The 16,218-nt window shown below is 68.1% G+C and carries 18 protein-coding genes; 14 read left to right on the plus strand and 4 right to left on the minus strand.

What is annotated here, in order from left to right; translation table 11 throughout:
• Positions 1 to 370, minus strand: a 370-nt coding sequence (locus RMO04_RS13005) for a cation:dicarboxylate symporter family transporter (protein ID WP_309645205.1), incomplete at its 3' end; no start/stop codon positions are given.
• A 120-nt stretch (positions 371 to 490) separates the two neighbouring features.
• Here RMO04_RS13005 and RMO04_RS13010 point away from each other — a divergent pair.
• The 7 genes from RMO04_RS13010 to RMO04_RS13040 all read left to right on the plus strand — a co-directional run bounded on the left by RMO04_RS13010 (position 491) and on the right by RMO04_RS13040 (position 9,000).
• Positions 491 to 1,942, plus strand: coding sequence for an AMP nucleosidase (locus RMO04_RS13010; RefSeq protein WP_309645206.1), 1,452 nt, complete (start codon positions 491 to 493; stop codon positions 1,940 to 1,942).
• Positions 1,939 to 3,294 (plus strand): MFS transporter, encoded by a 1,356-nt coding sequence (locus RMO04_RS13015; protein ID WP_309645207.1) that lies wholly within the window; start codon positions 1,939 to 1,941, stop codon positions 3,292 to 3,294. The genes RMO04_RS13010 and RMO04_RS13015 overlap by 4 nt, the downstream gene beginning before the upstream one ends.
• Positions 3,295 to 3,355: 61 nt before the next feature.
• Complete coding sequence (locus tag RMO04_RS13020) at positions 3,356 to 4,135, plus strand: tyrosine-protein phosphatase (protein WP_309645208.1); 780 nt, start codon at positions 3,356 to 3,358, stop codon at positions 4,133 to 4,135.
• Positions 4,136 to 4,186: 51 nt separating this feature from the next.
• Positions 4,187 to 5,359 carry an alanine--glyoxylate aminotransferase family protein gene (locus RMO04_RS13025; RefSeq protein WP_309645209.1) on the plus strand — a complete coding sequence of 391 codons (1,173 nt, stop codon included), beginning with the start codon at positions 4,187 to 4,189 and terminating at the stop codon, positions 5,357 to 5,359.
• A 59-nt stretch (positions 5,360 to 5,418) separates the two neighbouring features.
• The gene (locus RMO04_RS13030; protein ID WP_309645210.1) at positions 5,419 to 6,864 is read left to right on the plus strand and encodes an MFS transporter; all 1,446 of its coding nucleotides are present in this window, start codon (positions 5,419 to 5,421) and stop codon (positions 6,862 to 6,864) included.
• A gap of 37 nt (positions 6,865 to 6,901) precedes the next feature.
• Positions 6,902 to 8,227, plus strand: a complete 1,326-nt coding sequence (gene pabB / locus RMO04_RS13035; protein WP_309645211.1) for an aminodeoxychorismate synthase, component I — start codon at positions 6,902 to 6,904, stop codon at positions 8,225 to 8,227.
• Positions 8,224 to 9,000 (plus strand): aminotransferase class IV, encoded by a 777-nt coding sequence (locus RMO04_RS13040; protein WP_309645212.1) that lies wholly within the window; start codon positions 8,224 to 8,226, stop codon positions 8,998 to 9,000. Before pabB ends, RMO04_RS13040 begins: the two co-directional genes overlap by 4 nt.
• On the opposite strand, the gene RMO04_RS13045 is transcribed toward RMO04_RS13040, so the two are convergent.
• The 3 genes from RMO04_RS13045 to RMO04_RS13055 are packed head-to-tail and all read right to left on the minus strand — an operon-like array spanning position 8,997 to position 10,560.
• Positions 8,997 to 9,518: a pilus assembly protein gene (locus RMO04_RS13045; protein ID WP_309645213.1), complete on the minus strand. Its 522-nt coding sequence runs from the start codon at positions 9,516 to 9,518 to the stop codon at positions 8,997 to 8,999. The two genes, RMO04_RS13040 and RMO04_RS13045, sit on opposite strands and share 4 nt — an antisense overlap.
• Entirely contained in the window at positions 9,512 to 10,093 is a 582-nt protein-coding gene (locus RMO04_RS13050) for a pilus assembly protein (RefSeq protein ID WP_309645214.1), read from the minus strand. Before RMO04_RS13050 ends, RMO04_RS13045 begins: the two co-directional genes overlap by 7 nt.
• A gap of 56 nt (positions 10,094 to 10,149) precedes the next feature.
• Positions 10,150 to 10,560: a pilus assembly protein N-terminal domain-containing protein gene (locus RMO04_RS13055; RefSeq protein ID WP_309645215.1), complete on the minus strand. Its 411-nt coding sequence runs from the start codon at positions 10,558 to 10,560 to the stop codon at positions 10,150 to 10,152.
• Between the two features lie 310 nt (positions 10,561 to 10,870).
• On the opposite strand from RMO04_RS13055, the gene RMO04_RS13060 reads away from it, so the two are divergent.
• The 7 genes from RMO04_RS13060 to RMO04_RS13090 all read left to right on the plus strand — a co-directional run.
• The gene (locus tag RMO04_RS13060; protein ID WP_309645216.1) at positions 10,871 to 11,044 is read left to right on the plus strand and encodes a Flp family type IVb pilin; all 174 of its coding nucleotides are present in this window, start codon (positions 10,871 to 10,873) and stop codon (positions 11,042 to 11,044) included.
• 91 nt (positions 11,045 to 11,135) lie between these two features.
• A complete protein-coding gene (locus tag RMO04_RS13065) occupies positions 11,136 to 11,306 on the plus strand; it encodes a Flp family type IVb pilin (RefSeq protein WP_309645217.1) in 171 nt (56 codons plus the stop codon).
• A gap of 132 nt (positions 11,307 to 11,438) precedes the next feature.
• On the plus strand, positions 11,439 to 11,960 hold the full coding sequence (locus RMO04_RS13070; protein ID WP_309645218.1) for a prepilin peptidase: 522 nt from the start codon (positions 11,439 to 11,441) through the stop codon (positions 11,958 to 11,960).
• A gap of 136 nt (positions 11,961 to 12,096) precedes the next feature.
• Entirely contained in the window at positions 12,097 to 12,948 is an 852-nt protein-coding gene (gene cpaB, locus RMO04_RS13075) for a Flp pilus assembly protein CpaB (RefSeq protein ID WP_309645219.1), read from the plus strand.
• On the plus strand, positions 12,945 to 14,540 hold the full coding sequence (locus RMO04_RS13080; protein WP_309645220.1) for a type II and III secretion system protein family protein: 1,596 nt from the start codon (positions 12,945 to 12,947) through the stop codon (positions 14,538 to 14,540). The genes cpaB and RMO04_RS13080 overlap by 4 nt, the downstream gene beginning before the upstream one ends.
• An 11-nt stretch (positions 14,541 to 14,551) precedes the next feature.
• Entirely contained in the window at positions 14,552 to 15,226 is a 675-nt protein-coding gene (locus RMO04_RS13085) for a CpaD family pilus assembly protein (protein WP_309645221.1), read from the plus strand.
• A 16-nt stretch (positions 15,227 to 15,242) separates the two neighbouring features.
• The coding region (locus RMO04_RS13090; RefSeq protein ID WP_405041504.1) for a CpaE family protein at positions 15,243 to 16,218 on the plus strand (976 nt) is incomplete at its 3' end.

Here is a 16,218-nt window from a genome sequence, read left to right on the forward strand (position 1 = left end):
CGACGGCGCCGGCGGCGTTGGCCGCCTCGTCGATCAGGTTCATGCCGACGCCGGGTCCGATCAGGTGGACCATCAGCAGGCCGATGGTCAGCGAGATGATCGAGGCGCCGATGAACCAGCCCATGGTCTTGACGCCGACCCGGCCGATGCTGGCGGCGTCCTCCATGTGGGCGATCCCGGCCACCAGGGTCGAGAAGACCAGGGGCGCGATGATCATCTTGATCAGCCGCAGGAAGACGTCGGTGATGATCGTCAGGTTGCTGGCGACCTCCTTGGCCTGCTCGGGGCTCAGGGTCTGGTTCACCGCCCAGCCGACGCCGACGCCCAGCACCATGGCCGCGACGATGAAGGCGGTGAATAGACGGTTCATGAGGACTCCTCGGCGTTCAAGCCAACCTTTGTCGCCGACATTGGGGCTGTTCGTCCAGAGCGCCTGGAAATCGAGGCAGGGGCATCTCGCAACCGTCACCAGAGCGGGCTAAACTGCCCCATGTCCATCGAGAAAACAGCAGCCGCCATCGTCGAGCGGCTGGACACCGAATACCGGGCCACCGTCGAAGCGCTTCGCGCCGCCTTGAAGGTCTTCCTCGCCGGCGGGCCGCCGCCCGATCCGAGCGTTCGGGTCCGCGGCGACTTCGCCTATCCCGAGCTGCGCCTGACCTGGCCGCCGGGCCAGCCCTATCCGCGGCTGGGCCGAGCCTATGCGCGGTTGTCGGCGCCGGGGAACTACGCGGTCACGGTGACGCGGCCCGATCTCTACCGCGACTATCTGATCGAGCAGATCAGCCTGCTGATGGCCGACTTCGACGTGACCATCGAGGTGGGGCGCTCCAACCAGGAAATGCCGTTCCCCTACGTGCTGGACGGCGCCGTCGACATCGCCATGGCCGATGTGGGCTCGGCCGACATCGCAAGGCACTTCCCGACCACCGAGCTGGCCCATATCGGCGACGAGATCGCCGACGGCATGTGGAACGCCAGCCTGGAGCCGGCCAGGCCGCTGGCCCTGTTCGACGGCCTGCGCACCGACTTCTCCCTGGCCCGGCTGGCCCACTACACCGGCACGCCGGCCGAGCACGCGCAGCAGTATGTGCTCTTCACCAACTACCATCGCTATGTGGACGAGTTCGTCCGCTGGGGCTGCGCTCAGCTCAAGGAGGACGGGCCATATACCGCGCTCTCGGCGGCCGGCCGCGTGGTGGTGACCGCCCAGACCGAGAACCCCGAGCAGGAGATCGCCGACGGCCCGTGGCGGCGCCACCAGATGCCGGCCTACCACCTGATGGCCGAGGGCCGCACCGGGATCACCCTGGTCAATATCGGCGTCGGCCCGTCCAACGCCAAGACCATCACCGACCATCTGGCGGTCATGCGGCCTCAGGCCTGGCTGATGATCGGCCACTGCGGCGGTTTGCGCGGATCGCAGACCATCGGCGACTATGTCCTGGCCCACGCCTATCTTCGCGACGACCATGTGCTGGACGACGTCCTGCCTCCGGAGATCCCGATCCCGCCTATCGCCGAGATCCAGGTCGCCATGGGCCGTGCCGCCGAGATGATCACCGGGGAGTCCGGCGAGATGCTGAAGCGCCGGCTGCGCACGGGCACGGTGGTCACCACCGACGACCGCAACTGGGAGCTCCGCTTCTCGTCGAGCTCCCTGCGGTTCAACCAGTCCCGCGCCGTGGCCATCGACATGGAAAGCGCCACGATCGCGGCCCAGGGCTACCGATTCCGGGTGCCCTATGGGACCCTGCTGTGCGTGTCGGACAAGCCGCTGCATGGCGAGATCAAGCTGCCCGGCCAGGCCAACGCCTTCTACGAACGCGCCATCGGCCAGCACCTGCAGATCGGCCTGGCGACCATGGACCTGTTGCGCAAGGAAGGGCCGAGGCTGCACTCGCGCAAACTGCGCAGCTTCGATGAGCCGCCGTTCCGGTGACCGAGCGCGGCCCGAACATCCAGATGGCTCCGTTCTATCATTTGCTCGGCAACAACCTCGTCGCCAGCATCACCAACTTCACCGTCTGGTTCGCCATCACATTCTGGGTCTACCTGGAAACCAAGTCGGTGTTCGCCACCGGCATGATCGCCGGCATCTACCTGGTGCTCACCGGCGCCTTCGGCTTCTGGTTCGGCAGTCTGGTGGACCATCATCGCAAGAAGCTGGTGATGCTGGGCTCCAGCGTCGCGTCCTTCGTGCTCTACGCCGTGTCGCTCGCGATCCATGAGCTGGCGCCCGAAGGCAGCCTGGATGACGTGGCGGGGGCGTCCCTGTGGCTCTTCATCGCCGTCGTCATGTTCGGCGTCATCGCCGGCAACATCCGCAACATCGCCCTGCCGACCCTGGTCACGGTCCTGATCCCCGAGGACCGTCGCGACAAGGCCAACGGACTGGTCGGCATGACCACCGGCGTCGGCTTCCTGACGACCTCGGTGATCAGCGGATTCCTCGTCGCCTGGGGCGGCATGTTCTACACGCTGGTGTTCGCCATGGCGCTGACGGCGGCCGTCTTCCTGCACCTGCTGTTCATGCCGTTGAACGAGCCACGCAACGCGCCGGCGGCCGACGCCAAGGCCGAGCCGCGGCGAGTCGATATCGCCGGAACCCTGCGCGTCATCGTCGCGGTCCCCGGCCTGTTCGCCCTGATCCTGTTCGCGACCTTCAACAACTTCCTCGGCGGCGTCTTCATGGCCCTGATGGACGCCTACGGCCTGTCGCTGGTGAAGGTCGAGGAATGGGGCCTGCTCTGGGGCGCGATCTCCAGCGCCTTCATCGTCAGCGGCCTGGTGATCGCCCGGTACGGACTTGGCCCTTCGCCGTTGCGCACCCTGATGATCGTGAACCTGATCATGTGGAGCGTCTGCTGCGTCTTCACGATCCAGCCCTCCATCTGGCTGCTGACGGCGGGCTGCTTCATCTGGATGTTCGTTGGTCCCTTCGCCGAGGCGGCGGAGCATACGACGCTGCAGAAGGTGGTTCCCTTCGAACGCCAGGGCCGGGTGTTCGGCTTCGCCCAGTCGGTGGAGCAGGCCGCCTCGCCGCTTACCGCCTTCCTGATCGGACCCTTCACTCAGTTCATCGTGATCCCCTTCATGACCACGGGCGGCGGCGCGGACGCCATCGGCGACTGGTTCGGGCGGGGCCCCGATCGCGGCATCGCGCTGGTCTTCACGGTGGCCGGGTTGGTGGGGGTGATCGCCACCATCATGGCCTTCAATTCCAGGTCCTATCGCAGGCTGTCCTCGGCCTACGCCACGAGCCCGGACCCCCAACCCGGCGGCGCGGGATAGCTGCCGGATCAAAGGCGAACGGCCTCTCGCAATCCCTCAAAGGTTTGGCTAAATCGAAGCCATGAGCACGAAACACCCCGCCTTCGAGGGCATCGAGAACTTCCGCGACTTCGGCGGCTACGCCACGGCCTGCGGACGCGGGCTGAAGGCCGGGCGGCTGTTCAGGTCGGCCAACCACGCCTATGCGACAGACGCCGATCTGGCCCACATGCGCGACCTGGGGGTGGAGGTGATCGTCGACCTTCGTCGCCGCCGGGAGCGGGAGCGTGAGGTGTCGCGCCGCTGGGAGGGGTTCGCCGGGACGGTGATCGAGAACGACATCGACGGCACCTACGCCGACTGGCAGGACGCCATGGCGGCCGCCACTCAGATCGACGCCGACTGGTTCTATAACGACAGCCTGACCTACTATCGCCGCGCGCCGCATGAGCCGCGCCATGTCGATCTGTTCGCGCGCTACTTTCAGGTCCTGGCCGAGACCGACGGCGCCGTGGTCGTCCACTGCGCGGCGGGCAAGGATCGCACGGGGCTGATCTGCGCCTTCACGCACCACATCGCCGGCGTTCACCGCGACGACACCATGGCCGACTACCTCGCCACCAATGACGAGGCGCGGATGGCGAAGAAGACCAGCTTCCTTGGGCCCTGGATCAAGGATCTCACCGGTCACACGGTGGACGACGCCGCCCTGCGCCGGGCGGTCAGCGTGGATGAGGCCTATCTGGCGCAAGCCCTGGCGGTGATCGACGAGAACCATGGCTCCGTGGATCGCTATCTGGAAGAGGTGCTGGGCGTCGACGCCGTCCTGCGCCAGCGGATCGAGGCGCGCATCCTCGGCTGACAAGGCGTTCGGCATCGCCTAATCGTCCCCTCAACGAAAAAGGGGATTTCGATGCAGAGCTTCCAGCCGCCGCGGCGCATCCTGATGGGGCCGGGCCCCTCCGACGTCAGCCCCCGCGTCCTGGCTGCGCTGGCCCGCCCCACCATCGGTCACCTAGACCCGGCGTTCCAGGATCTGATGGAGGAGATCAAGGCGGCCCTGTCGCGGCTGTTCAACGCCCCGGGCTATGCCTGCGTGCCGCTGCCGGCGCCGGGGACGGCGGGGATGGAAGCCGCGATCATGAACCTGCTGGAGCCCGGCGACCGGGCGGTGATCGCCATCAACGGCGCCTTTGGCGGCCGCATGGCCGACATGGCCGACCGGGCCGGTGCCGAGGTGACCAAGGTCGAGTTCGAATGGGGCAAGCCGGTCGATCCGGCGGCCGTCGAAGAGGCGCTGAAGGCGGCCGGGCCGGTGAAGGTCCTGGCCTTCGTCCACGCCGAGACTTCCACCGGGGCGCGCTCGGACGCCGCGGCCCTGTGCGGGCTGGCCCGCAAGTACGGGGCGCTTTCCATCGTCGACTGCGTGACCTCGCTTGGCGGCATCGTGGTGGACGCCGCGGCCTGGGATGCCGACGTGATCTATTCGGGCACCCAGAAGTGCCTGTCGGCGCCCCCCGGCCTGTCGCCGATCTGCCTGTCGCCGCGCGCCCAGGCGGCGATCTCGGCCCGGACCACCAAGGTCCGAAACTGGCTCTGCGATTTCAATCTGCTGATGAGCTATTGGGGCGGGGAGGGCGGCCGGACCTATCACCACACCGCCCCGATCAACGCCCTCTACGGCCTGCACGAGAGCCTGGTCGCCCTGTTCGAGGAGGGTCAGCAGGCCGTCCTGGTCCGCCACGCCCGGACCCATGAGGCGCTCGCCGCCGGGATCGAAGCCGCGGGCCTCGAGCTCCTGGTCGCGCCGGCCCACCGTCTGCCGCAGCTCAACACGGTGATCGTCCCTGACGGTGTCGACGAGGCCGCCGTGCGGGCCCATGTCCTGGCCAAGTGGGACCTGGAGCTTGGCGCGGGCCTTGGGCCGCTCAAGGGCAAGGTCTGGCGGATCGGCCTGATGGGCGCCTCGGCCACCCCCTGGCACGTCCGGCTCTGTCTCACCGCGCTTTGCGAGGCGTTGGAGGCTCAAGGCTTCAAGGCCGACGCCAAGGCGGCCTTGGCGGCCGCGCAGGCGAAGCTCGACTAAGTCCGCCGAAGGCGTACCTTGCCTTCGAACGCCGCCGGCACGAGCGGTCGGGGGAAGTCATGAGTACGATCGCCGAGACCAGCGGCCCGGGCGCCGTCGCCGATACGCCGCCCGAGGCCGACCTGATGGGCGACGGCAGGTTGCGGGCGGGCGGGGTCGCCTGGTCGGTGTTCGAGGGCGCCCGCAACCCCTATGTCATCCTGATCACCATCTACATCTTCATGCCCTATGTGGCTGGGACGATGGTGGGCGATCCAGTGCGCGGGCAGGAGATCGTCTCCCGCTGGAGCCAGTATTCCGGCTGGCTGGTCATGGCCACGGCGCCGTTCCTTGGCGCCTCCATCGACAAGCTGGGGCGGCGCAAGACCTGGCTGGCCTTCGCCACCCTGCTGATGGTCCCGATGATGTGGGCCCTCTGGTGGGCCAAGCCCGACGGAACGGGGGTGAGCGTCACCCAGGTCATGCTGCTGACCACCCTGATCGGCGTGCTGTTCAGCTATACCGAGGTGCTGCACAACTCGTTGCTGGTTCGCGCGGCGGGCATATCGGCGGCGCATAAGGCCTCGGGCCTGGCGCTGGCGTTGGGCAACGGCGTCTCGGTCCTGGCCCTGGCCTTCACCGCCTGGGCCTTCGCCCTGGCCGGCAGCGGCCTGCCGTTCACCCCGGCCGAGCCCTTGTTCGGTCTCGATCCCAGCCAGCACGAGCAGTCGCGGATCGTGGCGCCGATGGCGGCGATCATCTTCGCCCTGGGCGCCCTGCCGCTGTTCCTGTTCACCCCCGACGCCAAGCCCACCGGCATCCCCATCGCCAAGGCCTTCGCCGACGGGGCCAAGGACCTCTGGCGGATGGTGTCCAGCGTGAAGGATCACAAGGACGCCGCGGTCTTCCTGGTCAGCCGGATGTTCTATGTCGACGGCATGACGGCGATCCTGATCTATGCCGGCATCTACGCCACCGGGGTCATGAAGTGGGGGGCGCTGGAGATGCTGATGTACGGCATCATCCTCAGCATCCTGGCGGTGCTGGGCGGCTTCGTCGGGCGCTGGCTGGACGCGGGGCTGGGTCCGCGACGCGCGGTGCAGATCGAGATCTTCATGTCGCTGATCGGCATCATCGCCACCATCGGCATGGGTCCCGAGCTGATCCTGTACTCCTGGCCCCATGATCCGGCCGCCCACGCGCCGCTGTGGAACGGGCCATTCTTCCGGACCCTTCCCGAGGTGGTCTTCCTGCTGATCGGCTTCTCGAACGCCGTGTTCATCACCGCCCACTATGCGTCCAGCCGCACGCTGCTGGTGCGCCTGACCCCGCCGGAGCAGACCGGCGCCTTCTTCGGGGTCTATGCCCTGTCGGGAACCGCGACGATCTGGCTGGGCTCGTTCCTGGTCAACCTGGGCACCAATATCTTCGACAGCCAGCAGGGTGGGTTCGGCATGATCATCATCCTGCTGGCGATCGGTTTCGTCGGTCTGCTGTTCGTTCGCGGAGGCGACCGCCAAGTCTGACTTTCCCTCGAGGCCGCGGAAGGCTAAGGCGCGGCCCATGCACAGCGTGGCGCAGCTTCGGACGGCCTGGCGCGACCCGGTCGAGGTCCTGAGCGCCTTCGCCGAGGAGCCGTGGGCGTTGGGCTTCGTCTCCGGCGGCGGCGGCGCGCGAGGCCGCTGGTCCTATGTGGCGCGAGCGCCGCAGGCGACCTATCGGCCGGTCCGTGGTCAGGATCCCTTCGAGGGGCTGCGCGAGTTGCTGGGTCCGGCTGCGCCCGCCCCCATCGAGGGGCCGCCGTTCCAGGGCGGGGTGGTGGGCCTGGCCTGCTACGAACTGGGCGATGTGGTCGAGCCCCTGGGCCTGGCGCGGCGGGATGGATGGCCCGACCTGGCGGCCGCGCGCTACGGCGCGGTGCTGGCCTTCGATCATGAGCGTGGCGAGGTGCTGGCCATCGGCCATGGGGCCGACGCCGCGGCGAACGCCCACAACGCCTTGACCTGGCTGGACCTGCCGCCGCACGCGCCGGTCGAAGGCGTCCTGGCGGCCGACCTGCGGGCCTGCGATCCCATGGCCTATGAGGCCGCCGTGGCGCAGGTCGTTCGCCGCATCCGCGCCGGGGAAATCTTCCAGGCCAATATCGCGCGCACCTGGTCTGGACGGTTGAACGCCGGGGCGACGCCCTTTGACCTGTTCGCGCGGCTGGCAGGGCAGAGCGCGGCGCCCTTCGCGGCCTATCTGCGGCTGCCGGGTCTGGCGGTGGTGTCCAATTCGCCCGAGCGGTTCGTCCAGGTGCGCGGCGACCGGGTCGAGACCCGGCCGATCAAGGGCACCCGTCCGCGCGGCGCCTGCCCGACCGAGGACGCCCGGCTGGCCCGCGAGCTGGCCGCCAGCGAGAAGGACCGCGCCGAGAACCTGATGATCGTCGACCTGATGCGCAACGACCTGGCGCGGGTCTGCGCGCCGGGCAGCGTGCGGGTCCCCGAACTGTTCGCGGTGGAGAGCTTCGCCAACGTCCATCATCTGGTCTCGGCCGTGACCGGCCGGCTGGCGGAGGGGCGCGGCGCCGTTGACCTGTTGCGCGCCGCCTTCCCGCCGGGCTCGATCACCGGGGCGCCGAAGGTTCAGGCCATGAAAGTTATCGCCGGGCTGGAGAGCCCGCGCGGACCCTATTGCGGCTCGTTGTTCTGGGCGGGGTTCGACGGGGCGTTGGACTCCAGCGTGCTGATCCGCACGGCCGCTTTCGCGCAGGACGACGCCGGCTGGAACGTGGAAGCGCGCGCGGGGGCTGGGATCGTCGCCGATTCCGACCCGCACGCCGAGCGCCTGGAGACCGAGGCCAAGATCGCCGCCCTGCGCCGCGCCCTTGAGGGAACCGTCGCATGATCGCCCACGACGGCGTTCCCGGCGATGACAGGGGTCTGCTGCTGGGCGATGGCCTGTTCGAGACCCTGCTGGCGAAGGACGGGGCCCTGGTCGACCTCGCCGCCCACCTGGACCGGTTGGAGGCGGGCTGCGCGACACTCGGCCTGCCTCCGCCGGATCGCGCGGAGGCCGAGCGATTGATGCGCCGGGCCGTCGCCGACCTGGCCGCGCCGCGCATGGCGGTGCGCCTGACCCTGACCGCAGGATCGGGCGGGCGGGGTCTGGACCGGCCTGGCGCGCCGGTCGCGCGGCTGTTGGCCACGGCCTCGGTGTCGATGCTGGCCGAGGGACCAGCCCGGCTGGCGCTCAGCGGGGTGCGGCGGAACGAAGGGTCCCCGGCCTCGCGGCTCAAGACCTTGGCCTATTTGGACAATGTGCTGGCCCGCCAGGAGGCCCGTGCGCGCGGCGCCGACGAAGCTGTGATGCTGAACAACCGAGGCGAGGTCGCCAGCGCGGCGGCGGCGAACCTCTTCTGGCTCCGGGACGGGCGCCTGTTCACGCCGGCCCTGGCCTGCGGCGTCCTGGCGGGGGTGATGCGCGCTAGGGTGCTGAGCGCGAGCGCGGCGCTGGGCGTGGAGGTCGAGGAGGTCGCCGCGTCGCCTGAGGAACTGAGCGGCGCAGCGGCGGTGTTCCTGACCAATAGCCTGATCGGGGTGAGGCCTGTTTCGAGCCTGGATGGCGTGGCCTATGCGCCGAGTGCTCTCGTCGAACGCCTGGCCCGCCTGCTGGCCTAGTTGGGGCGGGTGACCGCCACGTAGTTGCGGGGGCTCATATAGGTTGTGTGGCTGAGCGTGATCGGATTGGGCAGCAGTTCCTGCAGCGGCGAGGTGTAGGTGTAGGTCGTGTCGGCCCGAATGAGCCCGCGACCCGGCACGACGAACGTCGCCGGCACGTCGTTGAGGGTCCCGGAGAGCGCGGTCAGGCTGCCGTGACTCTGCGACCAGAGCACGGTCGCCGCGCCATTGGCCTCGATGCGGACGCTGGTGACCCGGGTGCTGAGCGTCGCGGTCGGCAGGGGCCGGAAGATCACGCCCGCGATGTCGAAGATCTGGTCGACCTCGGCGATCGTCGTGTTGCCGTTCTGCCCGACGATGTCGCCGACGGCGGTGGCCACGTGGCTGGCGCGGCGGTTGGCCAACAATGCCTGACTGACCTCGACTAGGCCGAAGTAGAACAGCAGCATGACTGGGGCGATGAAGGCGAACTCGACGGCGGCCGAGCCTTCGCGAGCGCGGAGAAGACGGTTCAGCATCCGGCTCCCACCTTTTCGATGTTCGGATCGTAGGGTTCGTTGCGGAAGGCCGAGGCCGAGACGAGCATTCGCCGTCCGTCGCCCATGTTCTCCAGCGCGTTGTTGAGCATCGGGGTGATCAGGTCCCACTGATAGTAGACACGCATCAGGACGATGTCCTTGGGACCGCCCACCGACCAGCAGCGGTCATCCGGGTCGAAGGTCGTTGGGTCGGGCGAGTTCGCGGCGCCCAGGTCGGCGAAGTTGTCGAAGGTCTCTGCCTCAACGACGACGCGTGGGGAATTCTCGCAGCTGTTCTGCAACCAGGTCATGTTGCGGCAGACGAGGCCCTTGAAGGAGTCGGCGTCGACGCCCGCGCTCTGTTGAAACTCGCCGGTGCGGACGTTGCGGGAGGCGAACTCCACGGCCGTGTCCAGGGTGGCCGAGACCAGCAGCAGCATGCCGATCTCAACGACGCCGAAGAGCAGCAGCAGGAAGGGAATGGAGATCAGCGCGAACTCGACGGCGGTCGCGCCGCGTTTCTCGCGAGCGAACCGCTTCAAGTCGGCGAAGCGTTTTCTGAGAAGGCGCGACATGACGTCCCCGAGGCTTCGAACCTGGGGAGTTTAGCAAAGTCTGGCTAACCGGAGGTTTAAGGGGTGGGCGTCGCCGGCGTTTTCGCCGCGGCGTCCTCCGGCGGCGGTTCCTTCTCGCAAATCCCGGCGCAGGCGTAGCTGTCGACCGTGGCGCCTCGAATCATGGAGACACGGCCCGAGCTGGGGCCGGAGACGACGATCTGGCGCTCCATGACCGTGCGGCCAAGACCGTCGATGACCAGCAGGTTGGTGACCCCATAGCCCTTGCCCAGGACCACCACGCTGCGCCCGTCGATGACGTTGACGTCGGCGATCTTGGGGTTGCCGATCATCACGTCGCGGGCGCCGGCGGGCAACAGGAGCCGGGCGCTCTGGTGGATCGGCACCGGAAGGGTTGGCGCATCGGCCTGAGATGCGGTCGCCAGGAGCGACAGGCCGGCGGTCAAGCTGAGCAGAAGACGTCGCATGGGATCGCTGTCCGAAAAAAAATCGTGCGGCGAGGCTGGGCCCGAATGGTCAAGAAAGGCTGAACTTTCGGCCCTACGTGCGCGCGCGGGAATCATTATGTCGAGACGACGATTCCGGGGCGTTTCGGGCTCCATGGTTAATCAAGAGTAATAGTAAACGCAAGTAAACCATAGAAAAACAATCTCGAATACTTCCATGTTTACTCGACATTAAACGCGATGGGCGAATGTGTCCCTGCGTTTCGGGGCGAGCAGGCCAACCAGGCTTGATCCCTCAACAGTCTGCTCGCAGCAAAAAAGGAGATCGAGCATGTCCAAGTTTGTCACTCGCTTTGTGAAAGACGAATCCGGCGCCACCGCCATCGAGTACGGCCTCATCGCCGCCCTGGTCGCCGTGGCCCTGGTCACCGCGCTGACCGCCCTGAGCGGCAAGATCAGCAGCCTGTTCGGCGACATCGGCGCCGAACTCGACGCCGCCGTCTAAGACTAGACGACGTCAGAATACGCGCCGCGGCGGCGAAAGCCGCCGCGGTTGCGTCTTTGGCGGAGGTTCGTGGTGCGATGGAGTTTCACTGATGAAGTCCTTCCTCTCTCGATATCTCGCCGACGAGTCAGGCTCGACCGCCATTGAGTACGGCCTCATCGCGGCCCTGGTCTCGGTGGTCCTGGTCGGAGCGATGTCGACCCTCAGCGGCAAAATCTCGGATGTTTTCACCCAGATCGCCACCGCCATTCCCGAAGACTAAGCCGAACTCCTCAATTCGGTTCGAACAAGCCGCGACGCGAAAGCGCCGCGGCTTTCGCTTTTCAACCCTCCGTTCATTCGGATGAGCGACGGTGCGCCCATCAGCTTCAGTCGCCGCCAGGGTCCCTTGTCGATGCCCCCGATCGTCCAAGCCGCACTCTTGATCGTCTTCCCGGCCCTGGTGATTGTCGCGGCCCTCAAGGACGCCACCACCTACACAATTCCCAATTGGATCTCGGGCGGCCTCATCCTGGCCTTCGTTCCGGCAGCCCTGGCCCTGGGCCTGCCGCTGGACGCCATCGGGCTGCAGTTCGCCATCGGAGCGGGCGCTTTGGTCGCGGGAATGGTGATGTTCGCCCTGGGATGGATCGGCGGGGGCGACGCCAAGCTGTTCGCCGCCGCGGCCCTCTGGATCGGCTGGCCGGCCGCCACCACGTTTCTTCTTGTCACGGGGATCGGCGGCGGCGTCCTCGCCGTTGCCCTGCTCAATCTGAGATCGCCGCGCCTGCGCGCCCTGACCATCGCCGGACCCCCGTGGTTCAGCCGGCTGGCGACGCCTGGCGAGAACGTTCCCTACGGCGTGGCGATCGCGGTTGGCGCCCTGGTCGCATTTCCTGAAACCGCCCTGCTGAAAGCGTTCCCGGGTTTGGGCTGAGCCTTAGTCCGACGTTAACCATGGCGGGCCAATAGACGTGTAGCCGGCAGAACGTCGGACATTCGAATCGCGGGTCTTGGCGGAACGCCAGGTTCGCATCGTTCGCCCGCCTTGCGGGAGTCTCGGGTAGTCGCATATGGGCGCCGTCCGCATCGCCATCCTCGCCGTCGCCGCGATCGCCGCGATCGCGCTCGCCTTTCTGGTGCGCGGGATGCTCGCGCCCAAGGCGCCGCCAGCGCCGGTCATGGCGTCCGCGGCGCCCGCCAAACCCATGGCCCAGGTGCTGGTCGCCAAGCGCGATCTGCCCATCGGGGTGCGTCTGGCCGTGGCCGACATGAGCTGGCAGGCCTGGCCGCTTGAATCCCTCAACCCCGCCTATGTGACCGACGGCGCGGCCCCGGCCGTTCCCGAAAAGGGCGCCGTCAAGGTGGCGGCCAAGGCCACCACCGACCTGATCATGACCCAGGGCCCGATGCAGGCCTTCGAGGGCGCCATCGTCAAGGAAGCCATTCTCAAGGGCGAGCCGGTCATGGCCCGTAAGGTCGTGCGCGCCGGACAGAGCGGCTACATGGCCGTGGTCGTGGCGCCGGGCATGCGCGCCATGGCGGTGCCGATCAACGCCGAGACCGCCGCCGGCGGCTTCATCCTTCCGGGCGACCGCGTCGACGTTCTGCAGAGCCGCAAGGCGGCCGAGGGCGACGGCGTCATCACCGAGGTTCTGATGCGCAACCTGCGCGTCCTCGCCATCGATCAGGCGACCTCGCCCGGCAAGGACGCCAAGACCATCGTCGGCGCCGTTGCGACACTCGAATTGCCGGCGTCCGACGTCGAGGTGCTGGCCCGAGGCAAGGCGCTGGGCGAGATGCAGCTGGCGCTGCGCTCCTACGCCGATGTCGGCGGTCCAGCCGGCCGCGCCGTCGCGACCCGAGGCGGCGGCGACCTCCGGGTCTACCGCGGCGGTGAAGTTTCGGAGGTTGTCGCTCAATGAGCCCGTCCCGCATCCTGAGCGCGCTGGCCCTGGCGGCCGCGACGATCCTGACGTCCATGACGCCGGCGCTGGCCCAACCCTCCGACGCGGGTTCGACCATGGCCGCGGGCCTGTCCGGCTCGGCGGCCGTCATGCGGGTCGACCTGGCCGGGGGCGGTAGCTCGCAGTCGCTGAGCCTGCCCGTCGGCAAGTCGGCTATCGTCGAACTTCCGGTGGACGCCCGCGACGTGCTGGTGACCAATCCCGGCGTCGCCGACGCCATGCTGCGCACGCCGCGGCGGATCTTCATCCTGGGCCTCAAGAACGGCACCACCGACGCGGTGTTCTTCGACAACGCCGGCCGGCGGATCCTCAGCCTGGACATCCGGGTCGACCAGGACCCCAGCGCCGTCGCCCAGACCATCAACCGCATCGTGCCCGGCGCGAAAGTGCGGGTCGACGCGATGAACGACAGCCTGATCCTGTCGGGCCAGGTGGCCAATCTGGCCGACGCCGACAAGGCCGCCCAGATCGCCCGCGCCGCCGTCACCAAGCCTGAGCAGGTGCTGAACATGATCAGCATCGCCGGCAAGGACCAGGTGATGCTGAAGGTCCGCATCGTCGAAATGCAGCGCAACGTTATCAAGCAGTTGGGCGTCAGCTCAAAGGCCGTCCTGGGCCAGCTTGGCGAGACGCAGTACCTCCTGGGCACGGCTGCGACCTTCGGGGTCAACGGCGCTCTGCTGGGCGGTCTCACGGGCGGCTATCAGGCCAATACTACGCGGCAACCCACCCTGCAGGCTCCCTGCGGCTTCGCTGTCGACCCAACCAAGCTGTGCGATTTCGTTGTTCGCGATAGCACTCAAGCCAGCAACTGGGACACCGCGACGCTCAAAGACACCGCCGGCGATCCGGGCCTCAATCAGGCCGAGGCCATGCTGAAGGCGTTCGAGCGCGTTGGTCTTGTCCGCACCCTGGCCGAGCCGAACCTGACCGCCGTCTCGGGCGAAGCCGCCCGCTTCCTGGCCGGCGGCGAGTTCCCCGTGCCCGTCGCGCAAGACGGCACCGGTGCGACCACCATCGAGTTCAAGCCCTTCGGCGTCGGCCTGGGCTTCACCCCGGTCGTGCTGTCCTCGGGCCGCATCGCCATCAAGATGTCGACCGAGGTCTCCGAGCTGACCACCGAGGGCGCCTTCTCGCTCTCGACGCCGGGGACGACGGCCACCCTCACCATCCCCGCCCTCACCGTGCGCAGGGCCGAGACCTCCGTGGAGCTGCCCTCCGGCGGATCGCTGATGATCGCGGGCCTACTGCAGGAAAAGACCCGCCAGAACATCGACGCCCTGCCGGGCATGACCACCCTTCCGGTGCTGGGGTCGCTATTCCGCTCGCGCGACTATCTCTCGGGTGAGACCGAGCTGGTGATCATCGTCACGCCCTACATCGTCCAGGCGGTCAGCGCCGATCGCCTGCAAACGCCGGTGGACGGCCTGCAGATCGCCAATGACGGCTCGACCCTGCTGATGGGCGCGCTGACCAAGGCCTACAAGGCCAAGCCGCAGGCCGCCGCCGGCCGCGCCTATCAGGGGCCCTATGGGTACGTGATCGAATGAGGTTCGCCCCGATGCATCGTTTCGCCGTGCTGATCTCGCTGGTCGCCCTGTCGGCCTGCGCCTCCATCCCGCCCCAGGACGGCCTGGTCGAAGAGCCGCGCACCCCCACCGAGCAGTGGACGGCCGAGGTCACCTCCCAGCCCCACGAGATCCGGCTGGCGGTCCATGGATCGGGCCTTTCGTCGACCCAGGCCGACGCGCTCAGCGCGTTCGTTGCCGATTGGCGCGAGGTCGAGGGCGGATCGATCACCCTGCAATCGCCGAGCGGCGGCCCCGACAATTCGGCGGCGTTCCGCACCGGCGAAGGCGCCCGCACCTTCCTGATCGCGCAAGGCGTGCGCGCCGATCAGATCCGCATCGTCGGCTATGACGCCAAGGGCGACGCGCGCGCGCCGTTGCTGGTCGGCTACCTGAGGTACGAGGCGGTGGTCCCCGAGTGCGGCCGCGCCTGGACCAACATCGCCCACAGCATGGAAAACAAGGTCCAACCCAACTTCGGCTGCGCCACGGTGGCCAACATGGCGGCCCAGATCGCCAATCCGGCTGACCTCAAGGGCCCCCGAGCGACGACCGCGCCCGACATGGGCCGCCGCGCCGACGTGCTGGCCAAATACCGCAAGGGCGAGAACACGTCCTCGCAACAGGACAAGCAGGCGGCGGGCACAGTCTCGCAGGCGGTGAAGTGATGCGGGGCGACAGCTGATGAACCCGAAATCCACTCAAGACCCGTTCGACCTGGATTTCGACGCCGACGACGAGTTCTCCTCGCCGGTGGTCACCGACACCTGGGATGACGCCGCGTCCGCCCCGGCCGAGGCGGCCGATCCGTTCGCGCCTACGCTTGAGGAACCCCTCGAGGACGCCCCGATCGCCGCGGCCGTCGCCGAGCCGGCGCGACCGGCCGCCAATCCGGTGCACGAGATGCTGGCCGGCGCAGAGGCGGCGTTCGGTGAGACCCTGCTGCCGCGCATCACCGTTCACATCTTCTGCGCCACGCCGGAGACCGCCGAGCTGGCCGACCGCGCCGCCGAGGACCGGCGCATGGAGCGCACCACGGTCGTGACCCGCATGGGCGGCCTGGCCGCCGCCGTCGAGGTCTATCAGAACCAGGCGACGCCCTCCCTGGTGATGGTCGAGTGCCTGGAGTCCGCGCCCGAGCTGCTGGGCCTCTTGGACCGCTTGGCCCAGGTCTGCGATCCGGGCACCAAGGTCGTCCTGATCGGTTCGGCGAACGATATCGCCCTCTATCGCGAGCTGATGCGCCGTGGCGTCTCGGAGTATCTGGTCCCGCCGCTGAACCCGCTGCAGATGGTTCGCACGGTGGCCGGCCTGTACGCCGATCCTTCCGCGCCCTTCGTCGGTCGCCAGATCGCCTTCTGCGGCGCCAAGGGCGGAGCCGGCACCTCGACCATCGCCCACAACGTCGCCTATTCGATCACCGAGCGCCTGCAGACGGGCGCCGTACTGGTCGACCTGGACCTGGCGTTCGGCACGGCCGGCCTCGACTTCAACCAGGACCCGATCCAGGGCATCGTCGACGCGCTCCAACAGCCCGACCGCCTTGACCCAGTCCTGATGGACAGGATGATGGCGCGCTGCACAGAGCGGCTGTCGCTGTTCGCCGCCCCGGCCACCCTGGACGCCGACTACGAGATCGGCGGCGAGGCCTATGAGGAAG

The sequence above is a fragment of the Phenylobacterium sp. genome, assembly GCF_031412415.1.
GTDB lineage: Bacteria > Pseudomonadota > Alphaproteobacteria > Caulobacterales > Caulobacteraceae > Phenylobacterium.

Excerpts from the sequence above, each read along its gene's own strand:
- RMO04_RS13085 (WP_309645221.1), top strand. The coding sequence starts at position 14,552 with ATGCATCGTTTCGCCGTGCTGATCTCGCTGGTCGCCCTGTCGGCCTGC.
- RMO04_RS13060 (WP_309645216.1), top strand. The coding sequence starts at position 10,871 with ATGTCCAAGTTTGTCACTCGCTTTGTGAAAGACGAATCCGGCGCCACC.
- RMO04_RS13065 (WP_309645217.1), top strand. The coding sequence starts at position 11,136 with ATGAAGTCCTTCCTCTCTCGATATCTCGCCGACGAGTCAGGCTCGACC.
- RMO04_RS13055 (WP_309645215.1), bottom strand. The coding sequence starts at position 10,560 with ATGCGACGTCTTCTGCTCAGCTTGACCGCCGGCCTGTCGCTCCTGGCG.
- RMO04_RS13080 (WP_309645220.1), top strand. The coding sequence starts at position 12,945 with ATGAGCCCGTCCCGCATCCTGAGCGCGCTGGCCCTGGCGGCCGCGACG.
- RMO04_RS13010 (WP_309645206.1), top strand. The coding sequence starts at position 491 with ATGTCCATCGAGAAAACAGCAGCCGCCATCGTCGAGCGGCTGGACACC.
- pabB (WP_309645211.1), top strand. The coding sequence starts at position 6,902 with ATGCACAGCGTGGCGCAGCTTCGGACGGCCTGGCGCGACCCGGTCGAG.
- RMO04_RS13040 (WP_309645212.1), top strand. The coding sequence starts at position 8,224 with ATGATCGCCCACGACGGCGTTCCCGGCGATGACAGGGGTCTGCTGCTG.
- RMO04_RS13020 (WP_309645208.1), top strand. The coding sequence starts at position 3,356 with ATGAGCACGAAACACCCCGCCTTCGAGGGCATCGAGAACTTCCGCGAC.
- RMO04_RS13030 (WP_309645210.1), top strand. The coding sequence starts at position 5,419 with ATGAGTACGATCGCCGAGACCAGCGGCCCGGGCGCCGTCGCCGATACG.
- RMO04_RS13045 (WP_309645213.1), bottom strand. The coding sequence starts at position 9,518 with ATGCTGAACCGTCTTCTCCGCGCTCGCGAAGGCTCGGCCGCCGTCGAG.
- RMO04_RS13050 (WP_309645214.1), bottom strand. The coding sequence starts at position 10,093 with ATGTCGCGCCTTCTCAGAAAACGCTTCGCCGACTTGAAGCGGTTCGCT.
- RMO04_RS13070 (WP_309645218.1), top strand. The coding sequence starts at position 11,439 with ATGCCCCCGATCGTCCAAGCCGCACTCTTGATCGTCTTCCCGGCCCTG.
- RMO04_RS13025 (WP_309645209.1), top strand. The coding sequence starts at position 4,187 with ATGCAGAGCTTCCAGCCGCCGCGGCGCATCCTGATGGGGCCGGGCCCC.
- cpaB (WP_309645219.1), top strand. The coding sequence starts at position 12,097 with ATGGGCGCCGTCCGCATCGCCATCCTCGCCGTCGCCGCGATCGCCGCG.